The sequence below is a fragment of the Enterobacter sp. T2 genome (genome assembly GCF_010692925.1).
Taxonomy (GTDB): Bacteria; Pseudomonadota; Gammaproteobacteria; order Enterobacterales; family Enterobacteriaceae; genus Enterobacter; species Enterobacter kobei.
This window is the reverse complement of the sequence record NZ_CP048736.1, coordinates 3,531,799-3,547,432: the sequence shown is the minus strand read 5'-3', so window position 1 is coordinate 3,547,432 and position 15,634 is coordinate 3,531,799. Positions and strand designations below refer to the sequence as shown.

Annotated in this window: 9 protein-coding genes; 5 read left to right on the top strand and 4 right to left on the bottom strand. The window is 54.5% G+C overall.

Going from position 1 to position 15,634, the window contains the following annotated elements:
• Window positions 1-58: 58 nt before the first annotated feature.
• Window positions 59-1,432, bottom strand: a complete 1,374-nt coding sequence (xseA, locus tag G0034_RS17030; protein WP_023331070.1) for an exodeoxyribonuclease VII large subunit — start codon at window positions 1,430-1,432, stop codon at window positions 59-61.
• A gap of 159 nt (window positions 1,433-1,591) precedes the next feature.
• Here xseA and guaB point away from each other — a divergent pair, with 159 nt between their 5' ends.
• The 3 genes from guaB to G0034_RS17015 all read left to right on the top strand — a co-directional run bounded on the left by guaB (window position 1,592) and on the right by G0034_RS17015 (window position 9,052).
• Complete coding sequence (guaB, locus tag G0034_RS17025; protein ID WP_014884799.1) at window positions 1,592-3,058, top strand: IMP dehydrogenase; 1,467 nt, start codon at window positions 1,592-1,594, stop codon at window positions 3,056-3,058.
• Between the two features lie 69 nt (window positions 3,059-3,127).
• Window positions 3,128-4,705, top strand: coding sequence for a glutamine-hydrolyzing GMP synthase (guaA, locus tag G0034_RS17020; RefSeq protein ID WP_006811514.1), 1,578 nt, complete (start codon window positions 3,128-3,130; stop codon window positions 4,703-4,705).
• Window positions 4,706-4,954: 249 nt separating this feature from the next.
• Window positions 4,955-9,052, top strand: coding sequence for a HigA family addiction module antitoxin (locus G0034_RS17015; RefSeq protein ID WP_100124479.1), 4,098 nt, complete (start codon window positions 4,955-4,957; stop codon window positions 9,050-9,052).
• A gap of 194 nt (window positions 9,053-9,246) precedes the next feature.
• On the opposite strand, the gene G0034_RS17010 is transcribed toward G0034_RS17015, so the two are convergent.
• The 3 genes from G0034_RS17010 to G0034_RS17000 all read right to left on the bottom strand — a co-directional run bounded on the left by G0034_RS17010 (window position 9,247) and on the right by G0034_RS17000 (window position 11,736).
• Window positions 9,247-9,738, bottom strand: a complete 492-nt coding sequence (locus tag G0034_RS17010) for an Hcp family type VI secretion system effector (RefSeq protein WP_087530113.1) — start codon at window positions 9,736-9,738, stop codon at window positions 9,247-9,249.
• Between the two features lie 251 nt (window positions 9,739-9,989).
• Complete coding sequence (locus tag G0034_RS17005; RefSeq protein WP_179121123.1) at window positions 9,990-10,505, bottom strand: DUF2778 domain-containing protein; 516 nt, start codon at window positions 10,503-10,505, stop codon at window positions 9,990-9,992.
• A 397-nt stretch (window positions 10,506-10,902) separates the two neighbouring features.
• Window positions 10,903-11,736, bottom strand: a complete 834-nt coding sequence (locus G0034_RS17000; RefSeq protein WP_013098260.1) for a MurR/RpiR family transcriptional regulator — start codon at window positions 11,734-11,736, stop codon at window positions 10,903-10,905.
• 292 nt (window positions 11,737-12,028) lie between these two features.
• Here G0034_RS17000 and G0034_RS16995 point away from each other — a divergent pair, with 292 nt between their 5' ends.
• Window positions 12,029-13,534 (top strand): CoA-acylating methylmalonate-semialdehyde dehydrogenase, encoded by a 1,506-nt coding sequence (locus tag G0034_RS16995; protein ID WP_014884797.1) that lies wholly within the window; start codon window positions 12,029-12,031, stop codon window positions 13,532-13,534.
• A gap of 11 nt (window positions 13,535-13,545) precedes the next feature.
• Window positions 13,546-15,471 carry a 3D-(3,5/4)-trihydroxycyclohexane-1,2-dione acylhydrolase (decyclizing) gene (iolD, locus tag G0034_RS16990; RefSeq protein ID WP_179121122.1) on the top strand — a complete coding sequence of 642 codons (1,926 nt, stop codon included), beginning with the start codon at window positions 13,546-13,548 and terminating at the stop codon, window positions 15,469-15,471.
• The last annotated feature ends 163 nt before the right edge of the window (window positions 15,472-15,634 follow it).

The following is a 15,634-nucleotide window of genomic DNA, read 5'->3' as shown; positions in this document are numbered from 1 at the left end:
GCAGCTCTCCTTATCAAAAAAGGGAATAGCTGCAGTATAGTAAGTAACCGGCGAAGAATTATCCGGTTTTGCGCTGACGCGTCTTTTTCACCGGTTTAATTGATTTCACTTCGCTTTCTACCCAGCCGTCAGACAGGCGGGTGGTCAGCACATCCCCGGCTTTGACCTGTTTGGTTTGTTTCAGCACTTTCCCGTCCGTCGCGGTGGTGACGCTATAGCCGCGCGCCAGCGTGGAGAGGGGGCTGACCGCTTCAAGATGGGTCACCGCATTGCCAAAACGTTCGCGGGTGGTACTCAGCCGGGCGCGGAGAGTCTCCGCCAGACGAAACTCCAGCTGCTGAATCCGCGTTTGCGCGCGGTAAATTTTCGGCTGCGGATTTTGCTGGTTAAGGCGCTGCGTCACGCGCTGCTGGCGCGAAACCGCGCGTTTCAGCTGAGTATCCAGCGCGATATTCATGCGCTGGCGCAGACGATCCAGCACCGTCTGTTGACGCGCCAGGCGCAGCTGCGGGTGCTGCTGCTGCAGACGATGATGAAGCTGGGTAAAGCGACGGGTACGGTTGGCGAGGAAGTAATCCATCGCCATTTCAAGGCGCTGCTGGCCGTTCTGGATCTGACGCAGCAGCTCCAGCTGGTTACGACTCACCACTTCTGCCGCCGCGGAAGGCGTAGGCGCACGTAAATCCGCGACAAAATCGGCTATCGTTACGTCCGTTTCATGCCCGACGGCACTCACGACGGGGATAAGGCTGGCAAAGATTGCCCGCGCCACGCGCTCGTCGTTAAAGCTCCACAGATCTTCCAGCGAGCCGCCTCCGCGCCCGACGATGAGCACGTCACACTCCTGGCGCGCATTCGCCAGCGCAATGGCGCGCACAATCTGGCCCGGCGCATCGTCGCCCTGCACGGCGGTCGGGTAGATGATGACGGGCAGGGAAGGGTCGCGACGCTTGAGGACGTGTAAAATATCATGCAGTGCCGCACCGGTTTTTGAGGTGATAACCCCAACGCAGTGGGCAGGAGAGGGCAGCGGTTTTTTAAACTGCTGGTCGAAAAGCCCCTCGGCAGAAAGCGTTGCTTTTAACTGCTCATACTTCTGCTGCAACAGCCCTTCGCCCGCAGGCTGCATGCTCTCGACGATAATTTGATAATCACCGCGCGGTTCATACAGGGTAATATTGGCGCGAACCAGAACCTGCTGGCCGTGCTGCGGACGAAACGTCACGCGGCGGTTGCTGTTGCGGAACATCGCGCAGCGCACCTGGGCGGTGTCGTCTTTTAAGGTAAAGTACCAGTGGCCGGAAGAGGGCTGCGTGAAGTTAGAGATCTCACCGCTGATCCAGACCTGCCCCATTTCCTGCTCAAGCAGCAAACGCACCGTCTGATTCAGGCGGCTGACGGTATAAATTGAGGGGGATTGAGAGGATAACATGTGAGCGGGATCAAATTCTAAATCAGCAAGTTATTCAGTCGATAGTAACCTGCTGAGAGGCAATCGCAAGCATTTTTTTTAAAAAAGTGTAGATGCAATCGGTTACGCTCTGTATAATGCCACGGCAATATTTAACCACCCAGGTCAGAGATATTGCCCATGCTACGTATCGCTAAAGAAGCACTGACGTTTGACGACGTCCTCCTCGTTCCCGCTCATTCCACCGTTCTGCCGAATACTGCCGACCTCAGCACGCAGTTGACGAAAACCATTCGTCTGAACATTCCTATGCTCTCCGCGGCAATGGACACCGTGACTGAAGCGCGCCTGGCTATCGCCCTGGCACAGGAAGGCGGCATTGGCTTTATCCATAAAAACATGTCTATCGAGCGTCAGGCGGAAGAAGTTCGCCGCGTGAAGAAACATGAATCCGGCATTGTGTCTGACCCTCAGACCGTTCTGCCAACCACCACCCTGCACGAAGTGAAAGCCCTGACCGAACGTAACGGCTTCGCCGGTTACCCGGTTGTGACCGAAGATAACGAGCTGGTTGGCATCATCACCGGCCGTGACGTGCGCTTCGTGACTGACCTGAACCAGCCTGTCAGCGTCTACATGACGCCAAAAGAGCGTCTGGTGACCGTTCGCGAAGGTGAAACCCGCGACGTAGTGCTGGCGAAAATGCACGAAAAACGCGTTGAGAAAGCGCTGGTTGTGGATGCGAACTTCCATCTGCGCGGCATGATCACCGTGAAAGATTTCCAGAAAGCAGAACGTAAACCTAACGCCTGTAAAGACGAGCATGGCCGTCTGCGCGTGGGTGCAGCGGTTGGTGCCGGTGCCGGTAACGAAGAGCGTGTTGATGCGCTGGTGGCTGCGGGCGTTGACGTCCTGCTGATCGACTCCTCACACGGCCACTCTGAAGGCGTTCTGCAGCGTATTCGTGACACCCGTGCTAAGTACCCGGACCTGCAGATCATCGGCGGCAACGTGGCAACAGGCGCAGGCGCTCGTGCGCTGGCTGATGCCGGCTGCAGCGCGGTGAAAGTAGGTATCGGTCCAGGCTCTATCTGTACTACCCGTATCGTCACCGGCGTGGGCGTTCCGCAGATCACCGCGGTGTCTGACGCGGTTGAAGCGCTGGAAGGCACCGGTATTCCGGTTATCGCTGACGGCGGTATCCGCTTCTCTGGCGACATCGCGAAAGCCATCGCCGCGGGCGCTGCTGCCGTGATGGTGGGCTCCATGCTGGCCGGTACCGAAGAATCCCCGGGTGAAATCGAACTCTACCAGGGCCGCTCTTACAAATCCTATCGTGGGATGGGCTCCCTGGGCGCGATGTCCAAAGGTTCCTCTGACCGTTACTTCCAGACCGATAACGCCGCTGACAAACTGGTGCCGGAAGGTATCGAAGGCCGCGTTGCTTATAAAGGCCGTCTGAAAGAGATCATTCACCAGCAGATGGGCGGCCTGCGCTCCTGTATGGGTCTGACCGGCTGTGGTACCATTGACCTGCTGCGTACCAAAGCGGAATTCGTACGCATCAGCGGTGCGGGTATCCAGGAGAGCCACGTTCACGACGTGACGATCACCAAAGAGTCCCCGAACTATCGTCTGGGCTCCTGATTTTTCTTCGCCCGACCTCGTGTCGGGCGATTTATTTAATCTGTTTCACTTGCCTCGGAATTAGCGTCAATGACGGAAAACATTCATAAACATCGCATCCTCATCCTCGATTTTGGTTCTCAGTACACTCAGCTGGTGGCGCGTCGCGTACGTGAACTGGGCGTTTACTGCGAACTGTGGGCGTGGGATGTCACGGAAGCACAGATTCGCGAATTCAATCCAAGCGGCATCATCCTGTCCGGCGGCCCGGAAAGCACCACCGAAGAGAACAGCCCGCGCGCGCCGCAGTACGTGTTCGAAGCAGGCGTGCCGGTATTCGGCGTCTGCTACGGTATGCAGACCATGGCCATGCAGCTGGGCGGCCACGTAGAAGGCTCTAACGAGCGTGAGTTCGGCTATGCACAGGTAGAAGTCGTCACCGACAGCGCATTGGTGCGTGGTATCGAAGACTCCCTGACCGCTGACGGCAAACCGCTGCTGGACGTGTGGATGAGCCACGGCGACAAGGTCACCGCTATCCCGTCTGACTTCGTGACCGTTGCCAGCACCGAAAGCTGCCCGTTCGCGATCATGGCGAACGAAGAAAAGCGCTTCTACGGCGTGCAGTTCCACCCGGAAGTGACCCACACCCGTCAGGGTATGCGCATGCTGGAGCGCTTCGTGCGCGACATCTGCCAGTGTGAAGCGCTGTGGACCCCGGCAAAAATCATCGACGACGCCGTGGAGCGTATCCGCCAGCAGGTTGGTGATGACAAAGTGATCCTCGGCCTCTCCGGCGGCGTCGACTCCTCCGTGACCGCGATGCTGCTGCACCGTGCCATCGGCAAAAACCTGACCTGCGTCTTCGTGGACAACGGTCTGCTGCGTCTGAACGAAGCCCAGCAGGTGATGGACATGTTCGGTGACCACTTCGGTCTGAACATCGTTCATGTGGAAGGCGAGCAGCGCTTCCTGGACGCGCTGAAAGGCGAGAACGATCCGGAAGCCAAGCGTAAAATCATCGGCCGCGTATTCGTGGAAGTGTTCGACGAAGAAGCGCTGAAGCTGGAAGACGTTAAATGGCTGGCACAGGGCACTATCTATCCTGACGTGATTGAATCAGCTGCTTCAGCAACCGGTAAAGCACACGTCATCAAATCTCACCACAACGTGGGCGGCCTGCCGAAAGAGATGAAGATGGGTCTGGTTGAACCGCTGCGCGAGCTGTTCAAAGATGAAGTACGCAAGATCGGTCTGGAACTGGGTCTGCCGTACGACATGCTCTACCGTCACCCGTTCCCGGGCCCGGGTCTCGGCGTGCGCGTACTGGGTGAAGTGAAGAAAGAGTACTGCGACCTGCTGCGTCGCGCAGACGCGATCTTCATCGAAGAGCTGCACAAAGCTGACCTGTACAACAAAGTAAGCCAGGCGTTCACCGTATTCCTGCCGGTTCGCTCCGTCGGCGTGATGGGCGATGGCCGTAAGTACGACTGGGTTGTTTCCCTGCGTGCGGTAGAAACCATCGACTTCATGACCGCGCACTGGGCGCACCTGCCGTATGACTTCTTAGGCCGCGTGTCTAACCGCATCATCAACGAAGTGAACGGTATTTCCCGCGTGGTGTATGACATCAGCGGTAAGCCACCGGCTACGATTGAGTGGGAGTAATCCCGCGTCCGGTATTAACCGGCACTCGATAGTACGATGTCTAAGCCCGCGTAATTGCGGGCTTTTTTATCTATTAACGATGTACGTTTATTTCTTAATTTGTTCGTCCGAAAGTGATTTATAGCGTTTAAGTGAGCTCTTATCGAGTTGTTTAAAAAAGAGTCAAACCTGTTGCGAATTGCCTGGATGCTTGCTAGCTTGTGTAAGGTGTTACCTTACACAATACACTTTTCATTGAGGTGACCTGCCATGGCTGATGATTCATCCCCCGTTCATCCGGGCTCATATGTTCGGAAAAATGTTCTCAAGTCTCGGAATCTTACAGTTACAGAAGTAGCGAAGTTGATCGGCGTTAGCCGACCTGGGGTATCAAATTTCCTTAATGGAAAGGTATCTGCAACGCCCGATATGGCAGCACGTTTTGAGCGAGCTTTCGGGATTTCCGCCAAAGCTATCCTCGATTTGCAGACAGCATATGACGCGCAAGCTGACAAAACGGCTGATGCAGCTCAAAAGGCGCGTACTTACGTGCCTCCTTTTCTAAACATCCAAGCCAACGATCTTGTAAGTTGGTTCACAACGACAATTCTTGCACGCACTAAACTCTCAGTACTGCTAAGAACGCTCATTCACTCCACAGGACGCGACCTTCAGAAAGTGGACTTCCCCGGCAACGACGATGCCGAACGTGCTGGCTGGGACGGCTTTATTGAGGCCAGTTCCGGCACACCTTGGATACCTTCTGGTATTTCTGGGTGGGAGTTCGGTGTCACCGCGGACATTAAGGTCAAGGCAGACGGGGATTTTGCAAAAAGCATACGGGCGCTTAATAGCGCTGAAAGGGCAAATATTACGTATGTCTTTGTCACTCCAAGACGATGGCTGGGTAAGGTTGCTTGGGTCGCGGAAATGAAGGCCAAGAATCTCTGGAAAGACATTCGTGCATATGATGCCAGCGATCTTGAGCAGTGGATGGAGCAATCACTCGCGGCCCAGACCTGGTTTGCGAACCAGACGGATCGTCCCTCTAATGGTGTCAGAACACTGGATCGTTGTTGGAGCGATTGGGCAAACGTAGCAGCCCCCGCGCTTCATCCTTCTCTTTTTGCTACGGCGAACGAGGCGTGGAACGGCAGGATCAAATCCTTCTTGTCGAAAGACGATGCACACCCCTTAGTGGTAGCGGCTGACTCCGTGGAAGAGGTGCTTGCGTTTTTAAGTCAGGTCCTGGCAACCTCCGAGCTTGAACAGTATAGGGATCGGGTGTTGGTTTTTGACAAGGCAGGAGTACTGCCGAAACTCGCCCAAGGTACTACCGATTTCATTGCAGTAGCCCATACACGGGAAGTGGAACGCGAGCTTGGGCCCTACAGCTCATCGCTGCGAACCATTGTTGTTTATCCCCGCAATGCTACTAGCGTGGAACCGCATGTCGTATTGGAGCCACTCGGGTTCGAGCCATTCACTAGAGCTCTGGAAACGATGGGCAAATCGCGCGATGACATAGCGAAACTAACTAACGCTTCGGGGCGTTCGTTGACAGTTCTTCGACGTCAACTTTCGAATATACCTGCAATCCATACACCTGCTTGGGCTGAGGACCCAAAAATCGCATCGGGGCTTGTTCCGCTTGTATTTATTGGCGCATGGGACACACAGAACAAGGCGGACCGAACTATCCTGTCCCATCTGGCTGAGGCTCCTTTTGAGGTGCTGGAAAAGCGCATTCTTGATTTGTTGCGGCTCAACGACTCTCCCGTTTGGTCAATTGGAGGGTTCCGGGGGGTGATTTCGAAAATCGACTCCCTCTTTGCAATTTCCGGCACGGTTTCCAAGACCGATCTTGACCGCTTTCTTGATGTTGCGAGGACTGTACTGGGTGAAGATGATCCTGCTCTCGACTTGCCAGAAGAAGATCGCTGGGCGGCGGCCATGCATGACAAAAGACGGGAGTACTCCGGTGCTGTACGAGAAGGTATTTCCGAGACTTTGGTTTTGCTAGCTGTGTACGGCAAGAATCTCTTCGGGAAGCACCTTGGCTTTGATGGGGAACTTGAAGCTGCGAAAATTGTGCGTGATCTTCTTGTACCTGTAACGACTAGAAAGTTAGAGGCTAACGGGCGTGACCTTCCACTTTATGCAGAAGCGGCTCCTGCCGAGTTCCTTGATATCATCGAGCGTGATCTGCGATCAGAAAAGTCAGAAGTCATGGGCTTGCTGAGACCTGTCGATACGGGGCTATTTGGTTCATGTCCTCGCACTGGACTGCTTTGGGCGCTCGAAGGGCTTGCTTGGAATCCGACTACCTTCCCACGGGTAGTGAAAATTTTGGGTCAGCTTTCTGAGGTAGAGATTAGCGATAACTGGGTTAATAAACCTATCGAATCGCTTGGTTCCATACTGCGTGCATGGATGCCGCAGACGGCTGCTAGCCACGAGATGCGCCTCAAGGCGGTCAGTATGCTTTTGGATAAGCATCCGATGGTCGGGTGGAGGGTTTGTCTCCAGCAGTTTGGTGATTACGGGAGTCGGGTCGGCGACTATACTCATAAGCCGAAGTGGCGTCCGGACGGGTACGGGTTTGGGGAGCCCTTCAATACATGGGGACCGATCCATGCTTTCGTCAGAGAGATGGTGAAAGTCGCGCTAAGCAGGCCGTCCTATACGGTCGAGATGTTATGTGATCTTGTGTCAAGGCTACATGCACTCGCGTCGGAGGACCAGGTGCGCGTATGGGAGATCATCGACGAGTGGCGCAATGCAGGTGCTCTTGACGAGGATGTTGCAATGATACGCGAGAAAATTCGTGTAATTGTCCTCTCTCGTCGGGGGCGTAAAAAGGTCAATGAGGAAGGTCAAGCGAGGCTTACGGAAAAAGCCAAAGCAGTCTATGCCGAGTTGCAGCCCAAGGACATTGTGAATAAGTATGAGTGGCTATTTCGCCAGGGATGGGTTGAGGAGTCGGCGGACGAACTCGCAGGAGACGAGATGGACTTCCGTGCTCGTGAACAACGCATAGAAAAACTCCGCGTGGCAGCCTTGACAGACATTGCGCAAGAACGAGGTATTCCGGGCATTCTTGCGCTCTCAGAAAAAGGAAATTCCCAACGCCAAATTGGCGCTCACCTAGTGTCAGGCATATTTGACAACGAGCAGATTGAAGATTTGATCTTACAATGCCTGCGTCGGGCAGAAAAAGATTCGAGTCGTGACGGCATCGTCGCTGGTGCGCTATGGTCGTTGGACGAGGGGAGAAGAAAGGCCATGTATGCGAGCCTGCAGCGCAAAGTTTCCGAAGAAGAAGCGCTCCATCTACTGCTTCTTTCACCATACCTAGCTTCTACCTGGGAACTAGTGGATCAACTTTCGGCTGAATCTCGCAATCGGTACTGGGTTGAAGTGGTTCCGCAATATATATTTGACTCGCCTGAGGAAAACAACGAAAGCGTTCTCCGCCTGCTTGAAGTCGAACGCCCTAGGGCAGCCTTCGCATCGATGCATTTCAAGCTTGAAGAAATAAACCCGTCCCTTCTTGTGCGGATGTTATCTGGCATGGCGAAAAATAGTAAGGATAAAGCTGGAGAGTACCAGCTGCACGACTACGATGTGCAGCAAGCCTTTCAACTGCTTAATCTCAACTCAGACCTCACTCTAGAGGAAAAGGCTGGACTGGAGTTCGCATATTTAGAGGTTCTGTCTCGCACTTTCCGAGAGGAGGGTCAGCATCAGATTCCAAACCTTGAGCGTTATATTGAGGAACATCCTGAACTGTTTGTACAGGCTTTAGTATGGGTTTATATGCGCAAGGACCGTGGCGAAGATCCACCCGAGTTTCGTATTACGGATGAACGCGAGCATCTGGCAAAGCGCGGATATCGCCTCCTTGATGCCATTACGCGCATCCCTGGTCAAGATAAGGCAACTAAAGAGGAACAGCATGAAAAACTCGCGGAATGGGTTGCAACGATAAGGAGATCTAGTGCTGAACTCGACCGTGCGGAGGTTGCGGATGTGTGCCTTGGAAAGTTATTTTCTCACGCTCCGGCTGGAGAGGATGGCGTGTGGCCGAACGAAGCCGTTCGCGATGTGATGGAGGACTTGCGGTCTGAGGATATTAGCAGCGGGGCACATACGGGGTTGTACAACGCGCGCGGTGCCCATTGGCGTGGGGAAGGTGGTGGTCAAGAGCGAGAGCTAGCAGACAAGTATCGCGCCTGGGCCGACGCCCTGCAATTCACGCACCCTTTTGTGTCGTCATCGTTGTTGATGTCGATGGTCAAAACGTATGAGCGGGAAGCTGAACAACAGGATACTGAAGCAGGTATCCGACGTCGGTTAAGGCATTAAAGGTGAGAATATCGCCAAAATTTACCCTTCATGGAATGATTTTACAGCTGGCAACAGCCTGTGCGTAAAACAATAAAACACCCTAAGCCCGCGTAATTGCGGGCGTTTTTTGTTTATCTGGTACTTTCTGGCAGCTATTAGCAACGAAATGTATAGTTTCTACAATGCAATGTGGCACAGAACGAGACTGAAATTTATGCTGTTGGCCTCTCGTACCACGAATCAGAGAATTGGATATTTCCATCTACAATACGCCATGTAATCTTTTCATATTGCATAGAGACGGATTCCATATGATTTAACTTATCATTACCTGATAATTTAACATTGGGCACACCACAATTAACACCCGTTATTTTTACATTTTCCATTAATACGGTGTAGTAACACACCTCCTGTCCAGCATCACTGATATGGTAAAACCTCACTTCGGCACTTTTTAATGTTTGTCCTGTGGCAGCAGCCTTGTAGAGATAAGGGCTAGAGCTGTCAATTTCTTTTTCAAAATTAAATGATGAATGTTGACGTGTTCCGGTGATCTTTCCATTGGCCGTATCGACGGGAAGATTAACACCATGACCCATACTGATTACTTCGATAGAGCCTTCTCGATCCTGGACATCTACAGAACCTTTGATATCTGCGCCGCCATCATCTTTTAGCCACAGATAGGGAGGGATAGGCATTTTATTTACTCCTTGTTAATTTAATTAACTTCATTGTTACAACGTATAAAAAGAGAGAGATAAGAACGTTGGACGCAATCAATGCATAATCATAACTATAGTAAATATCTTCGGGTGCTGGGTTGTCGCTAAACAAATAGGAAATTTTAATGGCTGTTTCATTACTTATTAATGGATGCTCAGTTAAGTAACCAACATCTAACCATGACACAATAGCGAATATCGCGATGAGAAGAAGCATTCTAAGGGAACTAAGGGCAAGTTTTTTGATAACCACCAATAATGACCTCAATTGTTCCATACGATTCTAAATCATGACCTTTTATTTTCTCTTTCTTCGTTCTTAACAGGGCATCTCTTAGCCTGCTGTAATCTGATTGGCTAGATAGTGTTATACACCCCTCTGATATCTGACCCGGATGTAACCTAAATCCACCTCTGGCTACGCTTTCGTAAAATGTTGAATCATCTAAATTTCCATCATCGCGAAACAAAGCAAACCATTCTGAATGATCAACATGATAACTAAAAATGCTTTTATATGTATCGACACCCCAGGCTCTAAACCTGTTAGCCATACTTCCTTTAGGCCTGTCTACGATATAATATTTACCCTTTGGTAGTGGCCCAACGTTTGGGATAATTCCACATGCTCCTTTGTTCCTGTATGCACCGTTACCAGAAAATGCCATAAAGACACCAATACCATCAAATGCAAGTGGTGAGTAGTCAGCATCATTTATTGTAAACTTTCCATGTAAAGTCATGTGTCATCCTTTCTTGTATAGATATTTATCAATCTTATCTGCAAACAGGGCATGTATCAAAAATTAAACCATACAAAAAGTGCGCATTTAAAGATGTTAGCTCAGAAAGTGATTGTGATGTTTTAGAAAGTAGATCTACATCAAATAAATAGGTACACCTAATAATTGAACCTTTTAAGGTATCCTGTACGGAATGTGCGAGCAGCGCAAATTAAAATGTGAAAGCCCTATACCTTCAGAAAAACACAGTCGTCGAAAAATGAAGCGTTCGTTAAAAAATCCGGGGAATAATCAAATGTCGATATGCCATGGGTAAGCCATATTGAACGAGTGTCGCTAATATGGCATTAAACATTCACGTGTAAGTATCGGCGAAGACTTTATGGCGACTAAATTGTTATTTTTCTCCTTCACCCAACCGATACGCCAGCGCCACCACCAGTGACTGCACCAGGCACAGCGTTGCCGACTGGGACCGAAACGCGTCCACCTGTGCCTCTTTCACCACAAAGCAAAGATCGCTGAACGTCGCCAGCGGGCTGATCTGGCTGTCCGTAATCACAATCTGCCGCGCGCCGACGCTGGCGGCGGTTTCGCTGACCATCACCGTCTCTTCCGCGTACGGCGAGAAGCTGATCGACACTACGATGTCGCGCGCCTTAATGCGGCTGATCTGCTCGCGCAGCATGCCACCCATACCGTCGAGCAGAATAGGGCGACACTCCAGGTGGCTCAGGGCATAGGTGAGGTAGGCCGCGACGCTAAAGGAGCGGCGCAGTCCGGCGATGTAGATGGTGTCGGCGTCGGCCAGCAGCTGTACCGCGCGCTCCAGCATTTCCGGTTCGGCGCGGGCGGCCAGCTGCTGTAGCGCCTGGGCGTTAGAACGGGCGAACTCCTGCAGGATATCGAGCGGGGTTTCGGGCACGGCCTCGCTCTCCATTTCGCGGAAAAGCCGGGCACGGTCGCTGTAGCTGGCGGTCTCCTCCACCAGGTTCATGCGAAACAGCTGTTTCATTTCGTTGAAGCCGGTGAAGTCAAAGGCGTTGGCGAAGCGGATCAGCGTCGAGGGCGGCACGTCGGCGCGCTCGGCAATCACGGCAACCGTATCAAAGGCCACGCTGTTCGTATTATCCAGCACGTAGCGGGAGACCTGCTGCAGCCTCTTGCTCAGGCTATCGTAGCGATCGCGGATTTGCTGCTGCAGTTCGTTCAGGCTGGTTGCTGTCGTCATGTTATCCCCCAAATACAGTCCTGTGATTCTAAACGCAAAACCGCGTCTTTTAAATGTCGGCCATCCATCTGGCAGCAAAAATGAAACAGAAGCTTCAGTCATTCCCACGCCCGAAATGCCTTAATAGCGCACGCTGCGTCAGTATTGTTGGCTGTTAACATAAAAATCCATCCTTGATCACAATAATCATCATTTATTTTATTTCAACTTAAAATGGAATATTTGTTTCATATATAGTGTTCGGTACACAGTGTTCAGGTAACAGTCACGTATCAACAGCGAGAGGTTAAGGATGGAGACGGTAGCGAATTTTATTCACGGCGAATGTGTCACCGGTTCAGGCCAGCGCGTTCAGGCGATCTTCAACCCGGCCACCGGCAAGCAGATCCGCCAGGTGGTGATGAGTACGGCACAGGAAACGGAGCAGGCAATTGCCGCCGCGCAGCAGGCGTTTCCTGCGTGGGCGCGTCATGCTCCGCTTAAGCGCGCGCGCGTGATGTTCCGCTTCAAGGCGCTGCTGGAAGAGAACATGGATCGCCTGGCCCGTCTCATCAGCGAAGAGCACGGCAAGGTCTTCTCCGACGCGGTGGGCGAACTCACCCGTGGTCTGGAAGTGGTGGAATTTGCCTGCGGTATCCCGCATCTGCAAAAAGGTGAGCACTCAGCCAACGTCGGCACCGGCGTTGACAGCCACTCGCTGATGCAGCCGCTCGGGGTCTGCGTTGGGATCACGCCGTTTAACTTCCCGGCGATGGTGCCTATGTGGATGTTCCCGATTGCGCTGGCGACCGGAAACACCTTCGTGCTGAAACCGTCAGAAAAAGATCCCTCCCTGGCGCTCGCGCTGGCGCAGCTGCTGAAAGAGGCTGGCCTGCCGGACGGCGTGTTCAACGTGGTGCAGGGTGACAAAGAGTCCGTTGACGTGCTCCTGACCGACCCGCGCGTGCAGGCGGTGAGCTTTGTCGGCTCGACGCCGATTGCCGAATACATTTACCAGACCGCGTCCGCCCACGGAAAGCGCTGTCAGGCATTGGGTGGCGCGAAAAACCACTGTATTCTCATGCCGGATGCCGACATGGAAATGGCCGCCAACGCCATTATGGGCGCAGGCTTCGGTGCGGCGGGGGAGCGCTGCATGGCGCTCTCGGTGGTGCTGGCAGTGGGGGATAAAACCGCCGATGACCTCTGCGCCCGGCTGGAAAAACAGATTGCCGCCCTGCGCGTCGGGCCGGGTCTGGACCAGACGCCGGAAAACGAAATGGGGCCGCTCATCTCCTCGGCGCACCGCAGCAAGGTGCTGGGCTACATCGACAGCGGGGAAGCGCAGGGCGCGACACTTCGCGTGGACGGTCGCGGCTTCAGCGTGCAGGGGCACGAGCAGGGCTATTTCGTCGGGCCGACGCTGTTTGATAACGTCACCCCGGAGATGACCATCTATAAAGAAGAGATTTTCGGCCCGGTGCTTTCTGTGGTGCGCGTAGCAGATTACGCCAGCGCGGTGGACCTGATTAACCGCCATGAATATGGTAATGGTTCGGCAATCTTCACCCGTGACGGCGGCTGCGCGCGTCGCTTCTGCGAAGAGGTGCAGGCGGGCATGGTCGGGGTCAATGTGCCGATCCCGGTGCCGATGGCATTCCACAGTTTCGGTGGCTGGAAGCGCTCTATCTTTGGTGCGCTCAACGTCCACGGCAACGACGGTGTGCGTTTCTACACCCGAATGAAAACCATCACCGCACGCTGGCCGGAAATGCAGCAGGAGACAGGCGCTGCGTTCTCCATGCCAACGCTGGGCTGACAGGAGGCGTTATGCAAACCGAACGTATGACTATGGCCCAGGCGCTGGTCCGGTTCCTTAATCAACAATACGTCAGCGTGGATGGCGACGAAATGCCCTTCGTGGAGGGCGTGGCGACTATTTTCGGGCACGGTAACGTGCTCGGCATCGGCCAGGCGCTGGAACAAGATCCGGGCCATTTGCAGGTGATGCAGGGCTGCAACGAGCAGGGCATTGCCCATATGGCGACGGGATTCGCCAAACAGCACCGCCGTCAGCGCATTTTCGCCGTCACCTCCTCCGTCGGGCCGGGCGCCGCCAATATGGTGACCGCGGCGGCAACCGCTACGGCGAACCGCATTCCGCTGCTATTGCTGCCGGGCGATATCTACGCCAGCCGCCAGCCGGACCCGGTGCTGCAGCAGATCGAGCAGTATCACGATCTCAGCATCAGTACCAACGACTGCTTCCGTCCTGTCTCTCGCTACTGGGACCGCATCAACCGTCCCGAGCAGCTGATGAGCGCCATGCTAAGCGCGATGCGAACGCTTACTGACCCCGCCAATACCGGGGCGGTGACCCTCTGCCTGCCGCAGGACGTGCAGGGGGAAGCCTGGGATTATCCCCTGAGCTTCTTCGCGCGCCGCGTGCACCACATCGAACGTCGTCCGCCTGACCCGCAGCGTCTGGCGCAGGCGCGGGCGCTGATCGCCCGCAAGCGTCGTCCGCTGGTGGTGTGCGGCGGCGGCGTACGCTATTCCGGCGCGCATGAGGCGTTTCGCGAATTTGTCGAGACGCTGCAACTGCCGTTTGCCGAAACCCAGGCCGGGAAGGGGGCGCTGGTAAGTGACCACCCACTTAACCTGGGTGGCGTTGGGGTGACGGGGGGACTGGCGGCCAACCAGCTCGCGCCCCAGGCGGATTTAGTGATTGGCATCGGCACGCGTCTCACGGACTTTACCACTGGCTCCAAGGCGCTCTTTTCCCATCCGGACGTCGAATTTCTGCTGCTGAACGTGGCGGAGTTTGACGCCCTGAAGCTGGACGCCACCGCACTGATCGCCGATGCCCAAACTGGGCTTCAGGCCTTAACCCACGCGCTCAGGGATTATCGCAGCAGCTGGGGAGACGCGATCGCCCAGGCGAAATCCGCGTGGCGCGACGAGTGCCGCCGCCTGTGGGAGCGCCAGTGGCATCCTGCTGATGCGCCCGAAGTGGCGGGGCACCTGGATAGCCAGCTGGTGGAATATGGCGAAACGCTCAACACTCGCCTGACCCAGACGCGGGTGCTGGGGCTGATCAACCAGCATATTGAAGATAGCGCCATCGTGGTGGGGGCGGCCGGATCGCTGCCGGGCGATTTACAGCGGCTCTGGCAGGTCAAAACGCCGGACAGCTATCACCTGGAATACGGATACTCCTGCATGGGCTACGAGATTGCGGCGGCCATCGGTGCGAAGCTCGCCAGACCCGACCAGCCGGTGTACGCCATGATGGGGGATGGCTCGTACATGATGCTGCACTCCGAGTTGCAAACCGCGGTGCAGGAGGGGATTAAGGTCACCGTTCTGCTGTTTGATAACGCCAGCTTTGGCTGCATTAACAACCTCCAGATGGGGCACGGCATGGGGAGCTTTGGTACCGAAAACCGCCATCGCAACCCGGAAACCGGACGGCTGGACGGGCCGCTGGTGAAGGTCGATTTTGCCCAAAACGCGGAAAGTTACGGCTGCCGCGCGTGGAGGGTAAACGATGAGCAAAGCCTGCTGGCAGCGCTGGAGGCGTCACGCGCGCATCCGGGCCCGACGCTGCTGGACATCAAGGTGCTGCCGAAGACCATGACCCATGACTACGCCTCGTGGTGGCGAACCGGCGACGCGCAGGTGGCGGCGTCTTCTGCCGTGCGTGAAGCCGCTCTGCAAACGCAGGCGCAGGTGAAAAAAGCCCGCCAGTATTAAGTTTTCCCGCCGTAACGAAATTTTCATTTCATTTTTTTGTTTCCCCTCACCCTAACCCTCTCCCTCAGGGAGAGGGGACGAATCGGTGCGGTTTTTACTCCCTCTCCCTGAGGGAGAGGGCTGGGGTGAGGGGGAAATGGCTGTTCTCCTATGTTGTGAGATT

Coding starts and splice junctions, on each gene's coding strand:
- xseA (WP_023331070.1), bottom strand. CDS start 1,432: ATGTTATCCTCTCAATCCCCCTCAATTTATACCGTCAGCCGCCTGAAT.
- guaB (WP_014884799.1), top strand. CDS start 1,592: ATGCTACGTATCGCTAAAGAAGCACTGACGTTTGACGACGTCCTCCTC.
- guaA (WP_006811514.1), top strand. CDS start 3,128: ATGACGGAAAACATTCATAAACATCGCATCCTCATCCTCGATTTTGGT.
- G0034_RS17015 (WP_100124479.1), top strand. CDS start 4,955: ATGGCTGATGATTCATCCCCCGTTCATCCGGGCTCATATGTTCGGAAA.
- G0034_RS17010 (WP_087530113.1), bottom strand. CDS start 9,738: ATGCCTATCCCTCCCTATCTGTGGCTAAAAGATGATGGCGGCGCAGAT.
- G0034_RS17005 (WP_179121123.1), bottom strand. CDS start 10,505: ATGACTTTACATGGAAAGTTTACAATAAATGATGCTGACTACTCACCA.
- G0034_RS17000 (WP_013098260.1), bottom strand. CDS start 11,736: ATGACGACAGCAACCAGCCTGAACGAACTGCAGCAGCAAATCCGCGAT.
- G0034_RS16995 (WP_014884797.1), top strand. CDS start 12,029: ATGGAGACGGTAGCGAATTTTATTCACGGCGAATGTGTCACCGGTTCA.
- iolD (WP_179121122.1), top strand. CDS start 13,546: ATGCAAACCGAACGTATGACTATGGCCCAGGCGCTGGTCCGGTTCCTT.